Genomic DNA, 15,042 nt, shown 5'->3' on the forward strand with positions numbered 1-15,042 from the left:
CGTTCTTAGTGGTTAAGCTGAACTTTTCAAGGGAGTTACGTTTGTTAACTCCCGTTCAATTCAAAAATGTCTTCGAACAACCGTTCAGAGCTAGCACTCCAGAAATAACTATCCTTGCCAGAAAAAATAATCTTGAGCATCCTCGCTTAGGTTTGACTGTGGCTAAAAAACATTTAAAACGAGCTCATGATCGTAATCGTATTAAACGCTTAGTACGAGAAAGTTTTCGTTTATCGCAACATCGTTTACCAGCATGTGATTTTGTTTTTGTTGCAAAAGGGGGTATTGGTAAGCTTGATAATAGCTCTTTTGTGCAAATCTTAGAAAAATTATGGCAACGACACATTCGTTTGGTGCAAAAATCTTAATTGGATTTATTCGTTTCTATCAACTTGTTATTAGTCCTCTTATCGGACCGCGTTGTCGGTTTGTGCCTACTTGTTCTTGCTATGGCATTGAAGCGTTAAAAACACATGGATTGTTAAAAGGTAGTTGGCTTACTCTAAAACGTGTATTAAAATGTCACCCCTTGAACGCTGGTGGATTCGATCCTGTTCCACCTAAAATCAATAATAACGATGAGAAAAAATAATGGACTCAAGACGTAGCCTATTAGTGTTAGCGCTAATTTTTATTTCTTTCCTTGTTTATCAGCAATGGCAATTGGATAAAAATCCACAGGTGCCAACTGAGCAAACAACTTCAATGACTGCCAATTCTGATGTTCCGGCAAGTTCTCCTTCTTCTAATTCACAAGTCGTATCAGATTCTCAAACTCATGGTCGTATTATTACCCTTGAAAACGATGTATTCCGTTTGAAAGTTGATACTTTAGGCGGTGATGTAATTAGTTCTGAATTACTAAAATATGACGCAGAATTGGATTCAAAAACACCATTTGAGTTATTAAAAGACACCAAAGAACATGTGTATATTGCACAAAGTGGTTTAATTGGTAAAAATGGTATCGATACTCGTTCTGGTCGTGCGCAATATCAAATTGAAGGTGATAATTTTAAATTAGCTGATGGTCAAGCGTCTCTTTCAGTTCCTCTTCTTTTTGAAAAAGATGGTGTGACTTATCAAAAAATCTTTGTGTTAAAACGTGGTAGCTACGATTTAGGCGTGGATTACAAGATTGATAACCAAAGTAGTCAAGCTATTGAAGTCGAGCCTTATGGTCAATTGAAACATTCTATTGTTGAAAGCTCTGGTAATGTCGCAATGCCAACTTATACTGGTGGCGCATATTCTTCTTCAGAAACTAACTATAAAAAATATAGTTTTGGCGATATGAAGGATAATAATCTTTCTATTGATACTAAAGCTGGTTGGGTTGCAGTATTGCAGCATTATTTCGTATCGGCTTGGATTCCTAATCAAGATGTAAATAATCAGCTTTACACAATTACAGATACTAAAAATAATGTCGCTTCCATCGGTTATCGTGGTCCTATTGTCACTATTCCTGCTGGTGGTCAAGAGACGATTACAAGTTCATTATGGACTGGCCCTAAACTTCAAAATCAGATGGCTACCGTAGCAAATCACTTAGATTTAACTGTTGATTACGGTTGGGCTTGGTTTATTGCGAAACCGTTATTCTGGTTATTAACCTTTATCCAAGGGATTGTGTCTAATTGGGGTTTAGCGATTATCTGTGTAACAATCGTTGTGAAAGCAATTTTGTATCCACTTACGAAAGCACAATATACATCAATGGCTAAAATGCGTATGTTGCAACCTAAAATGCAAGAAATGCGTGAACGTTTCGGTGATGATCGCCAACGTATGAGCCAAGAAATGATGAAACTTTATAAAGAAGAAAAAGTAAATCCACTTGGTGGTTGTTTGCCAATTCTTCTTCAAATGCCAATCTTCATCGCATTGTATTGGACGTTTATGGAAGCAGTTGAATTACGCCATGCTCCATTCTTTGGTTGGATTCAAGATTTATCAGCACAAGATCCTTATTATATTTTCCCTATTTTAATGGGTATCTCAATGTTCTTGTTGCAAAAAATGTCGCCAACACCAGTGGCTGATCCAATGCAGCAAAAAGTGATGAACTTTATGCCATTAGTCTTTATGTTATTCTTCTTATGGTTCCCGGCTGGTTTAGTGTTGTACTGGTTAGTTTCTAACTTAATTACAATTGCACAACAGCAATTAATTTATCGAGGGTTAGAGAAAAAAGGGTTACATTCCCGTAAGAAATAGTCACTAGTTGGTAAAAAGAAAGGCACGAATAGTGCCTTTCTTTATTTTGCTGTCGTGGGTAAGTATACCCACGGTTAATTATAGTAATAATAGTTCCCCTTTGGGGAACGTCAGGCGTTACCCCAAAGGGGTAGCACTGCAATGAACCTAGGGTATACTTACCCTAGGTAATAATATAACCCTAGGCAATCAACCGTGGGTAAGTATACCCACGGTTAATTATAGTTATAATAGTTCCCCTTTGGGGAACGTTAAACTCTACCCCAAAGGGGTAGTATTGGAATAAACCTAGGGTATACCTACCCTAGGAAAGATATCTATCCCAGACAATAATAGGTTTTATATGAAAGAAACAATCGTTGCTCAAGCTACTGCGCCAGGTCGTGGTGGTATTGGGATTTTAAGAGTCTCTGGGCCTTTAGCAACAGAAGTTGCACAAGCGGTGTTGGGAAAATGTCCTAAGCCAAGAATGGCTGATTATCTCCCTTTTAAGGATGCTGATGGCACTGTTTTAGATCAAGGGATTGCCCTTTACTTCAAATCACCAAATTCATTTACTGGTGAGGATGTATTGGAATTGCAAGGTCATGGTGGGCAGGTTGTATTAGATTTATTACTCAAACGTATTTTACAAATTGATGGAATCCGTTTGGCGAGACCGGGTGAGTTTTCTGAACAAGCTTTTTTGAATGATAAATTGGATCTTGCTCAAGCGGAAGCCATTGCGGATTTAATTGATGCAACATCAGAACAGGCAGCACGTTCCGCATTAAAATCTTTGCAAGGTGAATTTTCGAAGAAAGTAAATGAATTAGTTGATTTTGTTATTTACTTACGCACCTATGTAGAAGCAAGCATTGATTTTCCTGATGAAGAAATTGATTTCTTGGCGGATGGAAAAATTGAAGCAAACTTACGCGGTATTATTAATCAGTTGAAAGATGTTCGCTCTGAAGCCAAACAAGGTTCTATTTTACGTGAAGGCATGAAAGTGGTGATTGCCGGTCGCCCAAATGCAGGCAAATCTAGCTTGCTTAATGCGCTTGCTGGCCGCGAAGCAGCTATAGTAACGGATATTGCAGGTACAACGCGTGATGTACTGCGTGAGCATATTCATATTGACGGCATGCCATTGCATATTATTGATACCGCGGGTCTTCGAGATGCAACCGATGAAGTCGAGCGCATTGGCATTTCTCGCGCATGGACGGAAATTGAACAAGCCGATCGTATCATTTTGATGTTAGATAGTAGCGATCCTGAAAGTGCTGATTTAAGCAAAGTGCGGTCAGAATTTTTAGCAAAATTACCCATAACGTTGCCTGTCACTATTGTTCGAAACAAAATAGATTTAAATGGCGAACAAGCAAGTGAAAGCGAAGAGAGCGGTTATCAAATAATTCGTCTTTCCGCTCAAACGCATGATGGTGTACAACTTTTACGTGAGCATCTGAAACAAGCAATGGGCTTTCAAACTGGTATGGAAGGGGGCTTTTTAGCTCGTCGTCGTCATTTAGATGCACTTGAGAAAGCTGCAGAGCATTTGCAAATCGGTTTGGTTCAACTTACAGAATTTCACGCAGGAGAGCTTTTAGCGGAAGAATTACGTTTAGTTCAAACTTACTTGAGTGAAATTACAGGTGAATTCACATCAGATGACTTGCTAGGTAATATTTTTAGTTCTTTCTGTATTGGAAAATAGCAAGAGTAGAGTGCGGTCATTTTCTTGGGCAAAAATTTAGATCAAAAGCGGAAATTTTTGGTGGAATAGTGCTGATTGGAATTGGTATTAGCCTGCTTTATGAGCACGGTGTTTTCACTTTTTAAGATGCTAATTTTCTACGTTTAGATTATAATCGGGGAAAATTTTATGTTTATAACAAGGGTTATAGAATGTTAATTGAAAAAATGCACAATTTATCAAATTCAAAGGCAGCTAAGTTTATTTTGGGTTTGATTACTTTATCGTTTTTAGTCGGGGGGATGTCTGGCTATCTTTTTAGTTCAAATGATACTTATGCTGCAAAAGTTAATGGTGAAGTGATTTCGCAACAGGATTTTTTAAATCGCTACAACCAAGAATTTGAGGCTCGTGCACAACGCGAAGGCGAAGCATTTATGGCTCAGTCAGATTCTCCTGAATTTGTTACCGCACTTCGTCAAAGCACCATCAATCGAATGATTGATCAAGAATTGCTTCGTCAATATGCGAAAGAATTAAAATTAGGCGTCAGTGATGAAATGATTAAACGAGCAATCGTGACAGATCCTAATTTTCAAGTTAATGGCAAATTTGATAACGGTGTTTATCAACAAGTATTACAACAAAATCGTTTAAGTTCAGATGGTTATGCGGCTATTTTGCGTGGCGCATTGACTCTTGAACAAATGCAAAGTGGTGTTGCTAACAGTGAGTTTATCGTGCCTGTTCAGGCAAAAAATACCTCAGAAGTTTTCTTCCAAAAACGTTCAGCGCGCTTAGCGACGTTATCTCTTGCTGATGAAATGGCAAAGCAATCGGTATCCGATGATGAAATTAAAGCTTATTACGAAGCTAATCAAAAATCTTTTGTTCAGCCAGAACAAGTGAAGGTTCAATATATTGATCTCTCAGGTAGCCAAATCGAAAAAGGTATCGAAGTTAAAGATGTAGAAATTGCGCAATATTATCAAGATAATAAAGCTCAATTTATGACTCAGCGTTTAGCACATATTCAATTTGCAAATGAGCAAGACGCTAAGGCTACTTACGATGAATTGCAAAAAGGTGCAAATTTCGCTGATGTAGCTAAAGCTAAATCTTTAGATAAAGTTTCTGGTGAGAATGGTGGTGATTTGGGTTGGGTAAATGCGAATGAATTACCAAAAGCCTTTGAAGATGCCGCAGCTGCATTGCAGGTAGGGCAATATAGCCAGCCAATCAATGTGGATGGCAATTACCATATTGTTTTAGTGCAAGAACGTAAAGCTCAAACTTTAGATGAAGTGAAAGCACAAGTTGCAGATTTAGTGCGTAAATCCTTATTAGAAAATCGTTATTACGCAATTGAAAAGCAAGTGCGTGATAAGGCTTTTGAAGATAGCAAATCTCTGAATACCGCTGCACAAGTTGCAGGTGTTAAAGTTCAAGAGAGCGGTTATTTTTCTCGTCAAAATGTACCTGCAGAATTAAATTTCCCTAATGTAGTTTCTGCCGTTTTTGAATCTGATATTGCCAATGGTGGCGCTAATTCAGAGCCTTTGAATGTCGGCGATTATCACGCTATTGTAGTGCGAGTGTTAGATCATAAACCTGAAGGTGTGAGAACATTGGAAGATGCGAAAGCAGATATTGAAATGTTCTTAAAACGCCAGAAGGCTGAAAATGTTCTTAACGAAAAAGCACAACAAGCGGTGAAAGCATTAAGCGAAAATGCTGAATCGAAAGTGGATGGAATTAATTTCTCAAGTGAGCAAACTTTTACTTTAAGTGAAAATAAAGATCCAATTTTAACAAATGGTGTATTCTCAATTGCTAAACCAGAATCAGGTAAAGTGGTTTACCAAGTTGCTCGTAATGATAAAGGCGATGTGGTTGTTATTGCTTTAAATAAAGTAGAAGACGGCGTGCTTAACGATAAAGAATTAAGCCAATTTAGTGCTCAGTTATTACGTACCAGTCAAGCTGAAGTTCAAGTGCAATTAATGCAAGGATTGCGTGAGAGAGCAAAAATTGAAGTAAATGATTCTTTCATCAATCAAGATGATGAAGCACAGCAATAATTGATTAAATTGCAATCTCAGATAAATTTTGATAAAAAGTGCGGTAAATTCACCGCACTTTTTTATAGGGAGCAAACAATGGCAGAAGAAACAATTTTTAGTAAAATCATCCGTAAAGAAATTCCTGCAAATATTGTCTATCAAGATGAATTAGTCACAGCGTTTCGTGATATTTCACCACAAGCTAAAACACATATTTTGATCATTCCAAATAAAGTAATCCCAACAGTGAATGATGTAACGGAGCAAGATGAAGTATCGCTAGGTCGATTATTTAGCGTGGCGGCTAAACTCGCTAAAGAAGAAGGCATTGCAGAAGACGGTTATCGCCTAATTATGAATTGCAATAAACATGGTGGGCAAGAAGTATTCCATTTGCATATGCATTTAGTCGGTGGTGAACCTTTAGGTAGAATGTTAGCGAAATAATGAAAAAATATTTTTTAATTTTGGCGAGCCTTGTGCTCGCTGCTTGTTCAAGTTCAGTAGAAAACTTAACTTATTCAACGAAGCCGATTTTAAATATCACATCTAATCTTTCACCTTTAATTCAAGTTGAAACGAGTCAAAAATCAGCGCTTATAAAAAATAAAAGTCAGCAACTTTTGAATATAAGTTACTACTTATATTGGTACGATCATTTAGGAGTAACCCAAACTTGGGAAAATCAGCAAGAGAGCTATTCCGCTCAATTGTTGCTAAAACCACAAGAAGAGAAATCGATCGATTTAATTAAACCCACTGTAGAAAGTAAAAATTATCGCCTTTATTTAAAATAATTTATGAGCACGTTGTTAATTGATTTAAAAGGAAAAGAGTTGGAACAAGAGGAAGTTGAGTTACTTTCTCACCCTCTTGTTGCAGGATTGATTTTATTTACTCGAAATTTTGAAGACAGAGAACAAATTCAAGAATTAATTCGTTCTGTTCGTCAGCGAGTGAAAAAGCCTTTATTGATTACGGTGGATCAAGAAGGTGGACGAGTTCAACGTTTCCGTGATGGATTCACAACGTTGCCTTCAATGCAGGCTTTTCAAGAAACACTGTCCACAACTGAACAAGTGAGTTTTGCTAAAGAAGCAGGTTGGCAAATGGCAGCAGAAATGATTGCCTTGGATATTGACTTAAGTTTTGCGCCGGTGCTGGATTTGGGGCATGAATGTCGAGCGATTGGTGATCGCAGTTTTTCATCTGATGTAAAAAGTGCGGTAAATTTAGCAGCCGCTTTTATCGATGGTATGCATCAAGCAGGTATGGCATCTACAGGTAAACATTTCCCTGGTCATGGCCATGTATTAGCCGATTCTCATTTAGAAACACCTTATGATGATCGCGCAAAAGACGAAATTTTTAGTGGCGATCTCCAACCTTTCCAGCAGTTGATTTCACAAAATAAACTCGATGCCATTATGCCTGCACATGTCATTTATAGACAATGTGATAGTCAACCAGCAAGTGGTTCAGAATATTGGTTGAAAGAAATCTTACGAAAACAATTAAATTTCCAAGGTGCGATTTTTTCCGATGATCTCGGTATGAAAGGCGCAGGTGTAATGGGCGATTTTGTGGAGCGTAGCAAAAAAGCACTGAATGCAGGTTGTGATCTTTTGTTACTGTGCAATGAACGTGAAGGTGTCATTCAAGTATTAGATAATCTAAAAATTAATGAAAATGAACCGCACTTTATGGCTCGTCAAGCTCGATTACAAAATTTATTTAAACGTAGAGTGATCAAGTGGAATGACTTGGTTTTAGATCAACGTTGGAAATTGAATCACCGAAATCTCGCAGATATTCAAAGCCGTTGGCTAGATATTCAGGCTGCAAGAAAATGATTGATTGTCGATACTATCAACAAAATGAATGTCGTTCTTGTCAATGGCTTGAGATACCTTATAGTCAGCAGCTAACTGAAAAACAACATCATTTAAAGCAGCAACTGATTTCTATTAATTGCGATGGAGCGCAATGGTTGGCTCCTTTTCAATCTGATGAACAAGGCTTTCGTAATAAAGCTAAGATGGTTGTTAGTGGTAGTGTTGAACGCCCGATACTTGGCATTCTAAAAAATCCTAATGATCCGCAAAGTGCGATTGATTTGTGTGATTGTCCCCTTTATCCAACTCATTTTTCATTGATTTTTCCGGTTTTGAAGGATTTTATTGGTCGTGCTGGTTTAGTACCTTATAACATTGCTAAACAAAAAGGTGAGCTTAAATATATTTTGCTGACAGAAAGTATTGCGACGGGAAAATTAATGTTGCGCTTTGTATTGCGCACAGAAAATAAATTGCCATTAATTCGTCGAGAATTACCCAAATTATTGGAAAAATTACCGCACTTAGAAGTGGTTGGCATTAATTTACAACCACAACACGCAGCCATTTTAGAAGGTGAACAAGAAACTTTTCTGACAGAACAACAATTTTTGCCAGAGAATTTCAACGGTATTCCGCTCTTTATTCGCCCACAAGGTTTCTTTCAAACCAATCCTAAAGTGGCTGCGGGATTATATGCAACCGCTCAGCAATGGGTGAGGGAATTACCAATCTATAAAATCTGGGATTTATTTTGTGGCGTGGGGGGATTTGGCTTACATTGTGCTAAAGCTTTACAGGAAAAATGGGGAAAAAATATAGAGTTAACTGGAATTGAAATTTCCTCATCCGCTATTTTTGCAGCGAGTCATTCCGCTAAAATATTGGGGTTAGAACATATAAATTTCCAATCTCTCGATGCGGCGAGTGTGATGAAAAATCAGGATAAGAATAAGCCAGATCTTGTGATTGTAAATCCACCACGTCGTGGAATTAGAAAGGAATTAAGTGAATTTCTTAACCAAATTCAACCGCACTTTATCTTGTATTCCAGCTGTAATGCCGTGACAATGGGTAAAGATTTACAGTATCTCACTTGTTATAAACCATTGAAAATTCAACTTTTTGATATGTTTCCGCAAACATCTCACTATGAAGTATTAGTTTTACTAGAAATAAAAAAGATTAATTAAGGTGAGATAGAAAAAGCTAGGGAATTTGAAAGAAGGGTGGTGGAACTAAGCAGAATTGGTCTTAACAGCAAGTGGCTTACTGCACGCATCCCTGCGGGATTTCTACCTAGCCCACCATAGATTAGAAAATGCATCTTGGTGTTCTAGCTTTTGCGGCATAAAACTATGCAATAAGGTTATAAACCTTTAAAAGCCACTATATCAGGAGACCAATCCTGTCTTCCCACTATATTTGTAAGAAGTTGAGTAATGATAGAATCCTTTATATTAATTGTCAATTAATGTTTTGAATATTATTTCTAATTAAACAAAAACCACCCAAATTGATTTTTGGGTGGTTTTATTTTGAATAAATTATGATGAAAAATTATCTTGCGCCATATACAACGATTGTTTTTCCATGAGCATGGATAAGATTCTGATCCTCTAACATTTTAATAATGCGTCCTACAGTTTCTCGTGAGCAACCAACCATTTGCCCTATTTCTTGACGTGTAATTTTGATTTGCATTCCATCAGGATGTGTCATTGCGTCAGGCTGTTTAGCTAAGTTCATTAGCGTTTGAGCAATACGACCTGCCACGTCTAAGAATGCTAAATTACTGACTTGGCGTGAAGTATTTTGTAAACGTCTTGCCAATTGCGCGGTTAAAAACATTAAGATTTCTGGGTTTGCTTGAATTAATTGGCGATATTTTTTATAAGAAATCTCAGCAATTTCACATGTTGTTTTTGTTTTTACCCAAGCAGAGCGTTTTGAACCTTCATCAAATAATCCAGCCTCACCAAAGAATTGTCCTGCACCCAAATAAGTGAGAATCATCTCTTTACCTTCATCATCTTTTGCTGACACCATTACAGAGCCTTTAATGACATAATAAAGTGTCGTTGCATCTTCACCTGCATGAATTAAAGTCGATTTTGCGGGATATTTATGTAAATGGCAGTGAGTAAGAAACCAATCTAAAACTGGATCTCGTTGAGTTGCCTCTTCTTCTTGAGAGGAGGTGACAACTTCATCAATTTCGGTTAATTCATTTGACATTCGTGCTCCTTACATTCCTGTTTCAAAAATTCCGTTTTATTTTTGATGTCAATGGATTCATGCAATTCAGACCATACAATCACCGCAATTCCATTGCGAATTTGAGTCAGTAAAAGTTGTTTTTTTTGGTTGAGTGAAAGTTCTTCTATACCGTAATCGGTTCCTTCGCGTAAAATTACGCTTTCTACGATATTATCTAATGTTTCTGCTTCTAGTTCTTGCCAAGGAATAATCATATATTTACTCGGTAAAGTCAATTAGGCAAAAAGTGGCTCGATAAAACGCCATTGTTGTTCGAAAGACTGGCTTGCATTCAGACGGAAGTTAGTACGAACATAGCGCATAAATTGTCCTTCACATAGTGTCACTAAATGCGAGGCAATTATACGTTCATCCACATTAAAGCCGCATCCTTCACGCAATTTTCGCATCTGTAAAATATTGACAAACTGCATTTCAAGACGATTAAAAAATTGTGCGACTCGAACTTGCAATTGCGCATCTTCAAACATTAATGCATGACCTGTTAGAATTCGAGTTAAGCCAGGATTTTTACGGGCAAAATCTAAGATCGTTTGTAAAATATCATGAATGCGATTCATTGTTTGGGTTTCGTTACGCATAGAAGCGGTAATACGGCTTAATAGGGTATTTTCGATATGCTCGATTAAGGCTTCAAACATTTTTGTTTTGCTTGGAAAGTAACGATATAACGCAGCTTCAGACACCCCCACTTCTTTTGCTAGACGAGCCGTTGTCATTCGCTCCATGCCGCGTTCGGAATGAAGCATATGTATCAACACAGTAAGCACTTGTTGACGACGTTCTTTTACCGTTCTTTTTTCAATTTTGGGTGTTTCAATTTTAGGCGCAATCTCTTCCACGCCTGATAAAGATAATTGTTCTTCTACCATAAATTATTGTTTACCTGAATGACCGAAACCGCCTTCACCACGTTCGGTTTGTTGAAAATCTTCTACAATATTAAATTCAGCTTGTACTACTGGCACGAAAACAAGTTGAGCAATGCGATCGCCGACTTCAATTTTGAATGGCTCATTTCCACGGTTCCACATTGATACCATTAATGGCCCTTGATAATCGGAGTCAATTAATCCCACAAGGTTTCCTAGCACAATGCCGTGTTTATGACCAAGACCCGAGCGAGGCAAAATCACTGCCGCTAAATTTGGATCCGCAATATAAATTGATAGCCCCGTCGGAATTAATTTGGTTTCACCGGGTTGAATTTCAAAGCTTTCATCGATTAATGCACGTAAATCAAGACCTGCCGAACCTTCAGTTGCATAAGTTGGCAGAGGAAATTCATTTCCAATGCGAGAATCTAAAATTTTTACGTCAATTTTTTTCATGTAATACTCCGTTTGAAATTCATTTTTAGGTAAAAGTGCGGTTGGAATTATAAGGTTTTTTGATAGCGTTCGATGATTTCATTAACTAAATCAGTTGCAAGTTCCACTTTTGATTTTAGCGATAATTTTTTATGACCATTTTTCCAAAAAAGCTGCAAGGCATTTTCATCTGCGTTAAAAACTTGTCCGCCAGATACATCGTTGGCACAAATCATATCAAGATTTTTGCGTTCAAGTTTATCTTTTGCATAATCATCAACATTTTGGGTTTCGGCCGCAAATCCAACAGTAAAAGGACGATGTGTTTTTAAATGTCCTACATCTGAGATAATATCGGGATTTTTAATTAACTTGATAGATATTTCATCTCCAGATTTTTTGATTTTTTGGTCAGCAACTTCAGCTACTCTGTAATCAGCAACGGCCGCACAACCAATAAAAATTTGATTTTTCACCGCACTTTCAAGAGAGGCTTGCCACATTTCTTGTGCTGAGATGACATTAATTCGAGTTACATTTTTGGGTGTTGTTAAATTCACTGGCCCTGAAATCAGCGTGACGTTTGCCCCACGTTCGGCAAATGCTTCAGCAATTGCAAATCCCATTTTGCCTGAACTATGGTTAGAAATATAACGAACTGGATCGATTACCTCACGCGTTGGGCCTGCTGTAATAGCGACATTTAATCCTTGTAGATCTTGTTTTTGAGAGAAAAAGTCAGAAAGAGCGGTAAAAATTTCCTCTGGTTCTGACATACGTCCTTTCCCCATATCGCCGCAAGCTTGAAAACCACTATTCGGGCCAACAAGCTCAATTCCACGCGTTTGAAGAGCCGTTAAATTTTGTTGAGTAATGGATTGGCGATACATCTGCTGATTCATTGCTGGGGCAAGAAAAATTGGCGCATCAGTCGCAAGACAAATTGTTGAAAGTAAGTCATTCGCCATGCCTACAGTAAGACGGGCAATAAAGTCTGCACTAGCTGGCGCAATAATAATGGCATCAGCCCATTTGGCAAGTTCAATATGACCCATTGCCAGCTCAGCTTGTGGATCAAGTAAAGATTGTGCGACAGCATTGCCAGAAATGGCTTGAAGCGTTAAAGGAGTAACAAATTCTGCTGCAGCTGGGGTTAATACTACACGTACTTCAGCTTCTGCTTTGCGTAATAAACGAATCAACTCTATTGTTTTATAGGCCGCAATACCGCCAGTTATGCCGACTACAATATGCTTTCCGTTTAATTTCATGTTTCAACCTTTGTTAGTGCTTAGCCACAATTCTGTTATTTTACTTTAATTTTATAGAATGCCCAATGCTATTTTTGCGATATATGTCGCAGACTTTGTATAAGTTACTCGTAAAACAAGAAAAGAGCGGTCAAAATTTTTTCTATTTTGCGTTCAATATTTTATGGAAAACAATGATGATTTAATGCCACGGGAAAAATTGCTTAAATTTGGCGTAGAAACTCTCGCTGATTATGAATTGCTGGCGATCTTTTTACGAACTGGCATAAAAGGCTGCCCAGTCATTCAGCTTTCGAAAAATGTCTTATCACATTTTGGTTCCTTGCATGCTTTACTTTCTGCGGATGAAAAAGCCTTCTGTTCTGTAAAAGGCTTAGGCATTACGCAATTTATTCAACTGCAAGCAATTACGGAAATGACCAAGCGTTATTTAAAGCAAGAGATGTTAAGTACGCCGATTATTAATGATCCTGAAACGGTAAAACTTTTTTTACTCACTGAATTGCAACATGAGGAAAGAGAAGTGTTTATGGTTTTATTTTTAGATAATCAACATCGTCTGATTAAAAAAGAGCGGTTATTTTTAGGTACAATTAATGTATCTGCTGTTTATCCTCGAGAAATTATTAAAGAAGCACTTTATTGTAATGCGGCTGCTTTAATTTTGGCGCATAATCATCCTTCAGGTATAACGGAGCCGAGTTATTCGGATCAGCTTATTACTAAAAAAATTCAGGAGTCTGCAGAATTAATGGAAATTAGAGTACTTGATCACTTAATTGTCGGAAAAACAGATTGCTATTCTTTTGCAGAGAACTTTTTATTATAAATTTTTATAATGTTGACCATTTTTTTACCGATTACATTCAGGAAAATCGCATTTGCACTTGAGAAATGAAAACAAAGCCAGTATAATTTGCGACCTTTAATATAGTAAGCGGGTCGGATTAGCGCGACCTGACGAGGTAGCAAGCTGGTTTTAACTGGCTTTAAACAATCCGAACCGTAAGCTCGAGCTTATATTTAATTATTGGAGATTATTATGTCTAGAGTTTGTCAAGTAACAGGCAAGCGTCCAGCTGTGGGTAACAACCGCTCACACGCGTTGAATGCGACACGTCGTCGTTTTCTTCCAAACCTTCACACTCACCGTTTCTGGGTTGAAAGTGAAAACCGTTTCGTGACCTTACGTTTAACTGCGAAAGGTATGCGTATTATCGATAAAAAAGGCATTGATACAGTGTTAGCTGAAATCCGTGCTCGTGGCGAAAAAATCTAAGGAGCTAAAACATGGCAGCTAAAGGCGCTCGTGAGAAAATCCGTTTAGTTTCTACAGCAGAGACTGGTCACTTCTACACAACTGATAAAAACAAACGTAATATGCCTGAAAAAATGGAAATCAAAAAATTTGATCCAGTAGTGCGTAAACACGTTATCTATAAAGAAGCAAAAATCAAATAATTTTGCTGATTTGAAAAAAGCCCGACATTGTTCGGGTTTTTTTGTATCCCAGATTTATTAAGGAACAAATCATGCCGGAACTTCCTGAAGTCGAAACTGCACTACGTGGTATTAGCCCTTATATTAAGAATTTTACGATTGAGAAAGTTGTCGTGCGCCAGCCTAAATTGCGCTGGGCCGTATCAGAGGAATTGATAACGCTAAAAAATGTAAAAATTGTCGATCTCACTCGTCGAGCAAAATATTTGATTATTCACACGGAAAAAGGTTATATCATCGGGCATTTGGGCATGTCAGGTTCGGTGCGAATTGTGCCACAGGATAGCGCAATAGATAAACATGATCATATTGATATTGTGATGAACAATGGCAAATTATTACGCTATAACGATCCGCGTCGTTTCGGTGCATGGTTGTGGACTGCAAATTTAGATAACTTTCATCTTTTCTTAAAGCTAGGGCCTGAACCGCTTTCTGATGAATTTAATGCAGAATATTTCTTCAAAAAATCTCGTCAAAAATCAACCGCACTTAAAACCTTCTTGATGGATAACGCTGTGGTGGTGGGTGTTGGAAATATTTATGCGAATGAAAGTTTGTTTATTTGTGGTATTCATCCACTTAAACTCGCTAAAAATTTGACCCGCAATCAATGTATTTCCTTAGTGAACACGATTAAAGATGTTTTGAGAAAAGCCATTATTCAAGGCGGAACGACACTTAAAGATTTTTTACAGCCAGATGGTCGCCCAGGTTATTTTGCACAAGAATTATTGGTATATGGCAATAAAGATAAACCTTGTCCAAAGTGCGGTGGAAAAATTGAAAGTTTAGTTATTGGGCAGCGTAATAGCTTTTTTTGCCCGAAATGTCAGAAAATGGGCTAAAACAAATAAATTTTCAAATTGAAAAACAAGTATT

The 15,042-nt window shown here is 37.6% G+C and carries 19 protein-coding genes; 14 read left to right on the forward strand and 5 right to left on the reverse strand.

Translation table 11 applies throughout. The annotated features are described in order from the left end of the window. The first annotated feature begins 8 nt into the window (after positions 1–8). The 10 genes from rnpA to rlmC all read left to right on the forward strand — a co-directional run bounded on the left by rnpA (position 9) and on the right by rlmC (position 8,992). The gene (rnpA, locus tag GG9_RS04385) at positions 9–368 is read left to right on the forward strand and encodes a ribonuclease P protein component (RefSeq protein WP_032803246.1); all 360 of its coding nucleotides are present in this window, start codon (positions 9–11) and stop codon (positions 366–368) included. Next, complete coding sequence (yidD, locus tag GG9_RS04380; RefSeq protein ID WP_005631409.1) at positions 332–592, forward strand: membrane protein insertion efficiency factor YidD; 261 nt, start codon at positions 332–334, stop codon at positions 590–592. Before rnpA ends, yidD begins: the two co-directional genes overlap by 37 nt. Continuing rightward, positions 592–2,220 (forward strand): membrane protein insertase YidC, encoded by a 1,629-nt coding sequence (gene yidC, locus GG9_RS04375; protein WP_005631411.1) that lies wholly within the window; start codon positions 592–594, stop codon positions 2,218–2,220. The genes yidD and yidC overlap by 1 nt, the downstream gene beginning before the upstream one ends. A gap of 343 nt (positions 2,221–2,563) precedes the next feature. Beyond that, positions 2,564–3,922, forward strand: a complete 1,359-nt coding sequence (gene mnmE / locus GG9_RS04370) for a tRNA uridine-5-carboxymethylaminomethyl(34) synthesis GTPase MnmE (protein ID WP_005631413.1) — start codon at positions 2,564–2,566, stop codon at positions 3,920–3,922. Further along, a complete protein-coding gene (locus GG9_RS09770) occupies positions 3,919–4,047 on the forward strand; it encodes a manganese efflux pump (protein WP_420167074.1) in 129 nt (42 codons plus the stop codon). Before mnmE ends, GG9_RS09770 begins: the two co-directional genes overlap by 4 nt. Positions 4,048–4,113: 66 nt before the next feature. Next, positions 4,114–5,982 carry a peptidylprolyl isomerase gene (gene ppiD / locus GG9_RS04365; protein WP_005631415.1) on the forward strand — a complete coding sequence of 623 codons (1,869 nt, stop codon included), beginning with the start codon at positions 4,114–4,116 and terminating at the stop codon, positions 5,980–5,982. Positions 5,983–6,060: 78 nt separating this feature from the next. Further along, positions 6,061–6,411 (forward strand): purine nucleoside phosphoramidase, encoded by a 351-nt coding sequence (hinT, locus tag GG9_RS04360; protein WP_032825076.1) that lies wholly within the window; start codon positions 6,061–6,063, stop codon positions 6,409–6,411. Next, positions 6,411–6,761: a YcfL family putative periplasmic lipoprotein gene (locus tag GG9_RS04355; RefSeq protein WP_005631419.1), complete on the forward strand. Its 351-nt coding sequence runs from the start codon at positions 6,411–6,413 to the stop codon at positions 6,759–6,761. Before hinT ends, GG9_RS04355 begins: the two co-directional genes overlap by 1 nt. A gap of 3 nt (positions 6,762–6,764) precedes the next feature. Further along, positions 6,765–7,817 (forward strand): beta-N-acetylhexosaminidase, encoded by a 1,053-nt coding sequence (gene nagZ / locus GG9_RS04350; protein ID WP_005631421.1) that lies wholly within the window; start codon positions 6,765–6,767, stop codon positions 7,815–7,817. Further along, positions 7,814–8,992 carry a 23S rRNA (uracil(747)-C(5))-methyltransferase RlmC gene (rlmC, locus tag GG9_RS04345; protein ID WP_005631423.1) on the forward strand — a complete coding sequence of 393 codons (1,179 nt, stop codon included), beginning with the start codon at positions 7,814–7,816 and terminating at the stop codon, positions 8,990–8,992. Before nagZ ends, rlmC begins: the two co-directional genes overlap by 4 nt. A gap of 367 nt (positions 8,993–9,359) precedes the next feature. Here rlmC and crp read toward each other — a convergent pair whose 3' ends face one another. Genes crp through coaBC form a run of 5 tightly spaced genes read right to left on the reverse strand, consistent with a single transcriptional unit; the run spans position 9,360 to position 12,660 of the window. Continuing rightward, positions 9,360–10,037 carry a cAMP-activated global transcriptional regulator CRP gene (crp, locus tag GG9_RS04340; RefSeq protein WP_005631425.1) on the reverse strand — a complete coding sequence of 226 codons (678 nt, stop codon included), beginning with the start codon at positions 10,035–10,037 and terminating at the stop codon, positions 9,360–9,362. Then, positions 10,022–10,273, reverse strand: a complete 252-nt coding sequence (locus GG9_RS04335; RefSeq protein WP_005631427.1) for a YheU family protein — start codon at positions 10,271–10,273, stop codon at positions 10,022–10,024. Before GG9_RS04335 ends, crp begins: the two co-directional genes overlap by 16 nt. A gap of 21 nt (positions 10,274–10,294) precedes the next feature. Beyond that, positions 10,295–10,951, reverse strand: a complete 657-nt coding sequence (gene slmA / locus GG9_RS04330; RefSeq protein WP_005631429.1) for a nucleoid occlusion factor SlmA — start codon at positions 10,949–10,951, stop codon at positions 10,295–10,297. Between the two features lie 3 nt (positions 10,952–10,954). After that, on the reverse strand, positions 10,955–11,410 hold the full coding sequence (dut, locus tag GG9_RS04325; RefSeq protein WP_005631431.1) for a dUTP diphosphatase: 456 nt from the start codon (positions 11,408–11,410) through the stop codon (positions 10,955–10,957). Between the two features lie 47 nt (positions 11,411–11,457). Continuing rightward, on the reverse strand, positions 11,458–12,660 hold the full coding sequence (coaBC, locus tag GG9_RS04320) for a bifunctional phosphopantothenoylcysteine decarboxylase/phosphopantothenate--cysteine ligase CoaBC (protein ID WP_005631433.1): 1,203 nt from the start codon (positions 12,658–12,660) through the stop codon (positions 11,458–11,460). A 163-nt stretch (positions 12,661–12,823) separates the two neighbouring features. On the opposite strand from coaBC, the gene radC reads away from it, so the two are divergent. From radC to mutM, 4 genes are all read left to right on the forward strand, one after another. Beyond that, on the forward strand, positions 12,824–13,489 hold the full coding sequence (gene radC, locus GG9_RS04315) for a RadC family protein (RefSeq protein ID WP_005631435.1): 666 nt from the start codon (positions 12,824–12,826) through the stop codon (positions 13,487–13,489). Between the two features lie 213 nt (positions 13,490–13,702). After that, positions 13,703–13,939 (forward strand): 50S ribosomal protein L28, encoded by a 237-nt coding sequence (rpmB, locus tag GG9_RS04310; RefSeq protein WP_005631437.1) that lies wholly within the window; start codon positions 13,703–13,705, stop codon positions 13,937–13,939. An 11-nt stretch (positions 13,940–13,950) separates the two neighbouring features. Further along, positions 13,951–14,121, forward strand: a complete 171-nt coding sequence (gene rpmG, locus GG9_RS04305) for a 50S ribosomal protein L33 (RefSeq protein ID WP_005613503.1) — start codon at positions 13,951–13,953, stop codon at positions 14,119–14,121. A 71-nt stretch (positions 14,122–14,192) separates the two neighbouring features. Beyond that, positions 14,193–15,008, forward strand: coding sequence for a DNA-formamidopyrimidine glycosylase (mutM, locus tag GG9_RS04300; protein ID WP_005631440.1), 816 nt, complete (start codon positions 14,193–14,195; stop codon positions 15,006–15,008). The last annotated feature ends 34 nt before the right edge of the window (positions 15,009–15,042 follow it).

Origin of the sequence: Haemophilus haemolyticus M19501 (assembly GCF_000222025.1) — a bacterium.
Classification (GTDB): Bacteria; Pseudomonadota; Gammaproteobacteria; order Enterobacterales; family Pasteurellaceae; genus Haemophilus; species Haemophilus haemolyticus_G.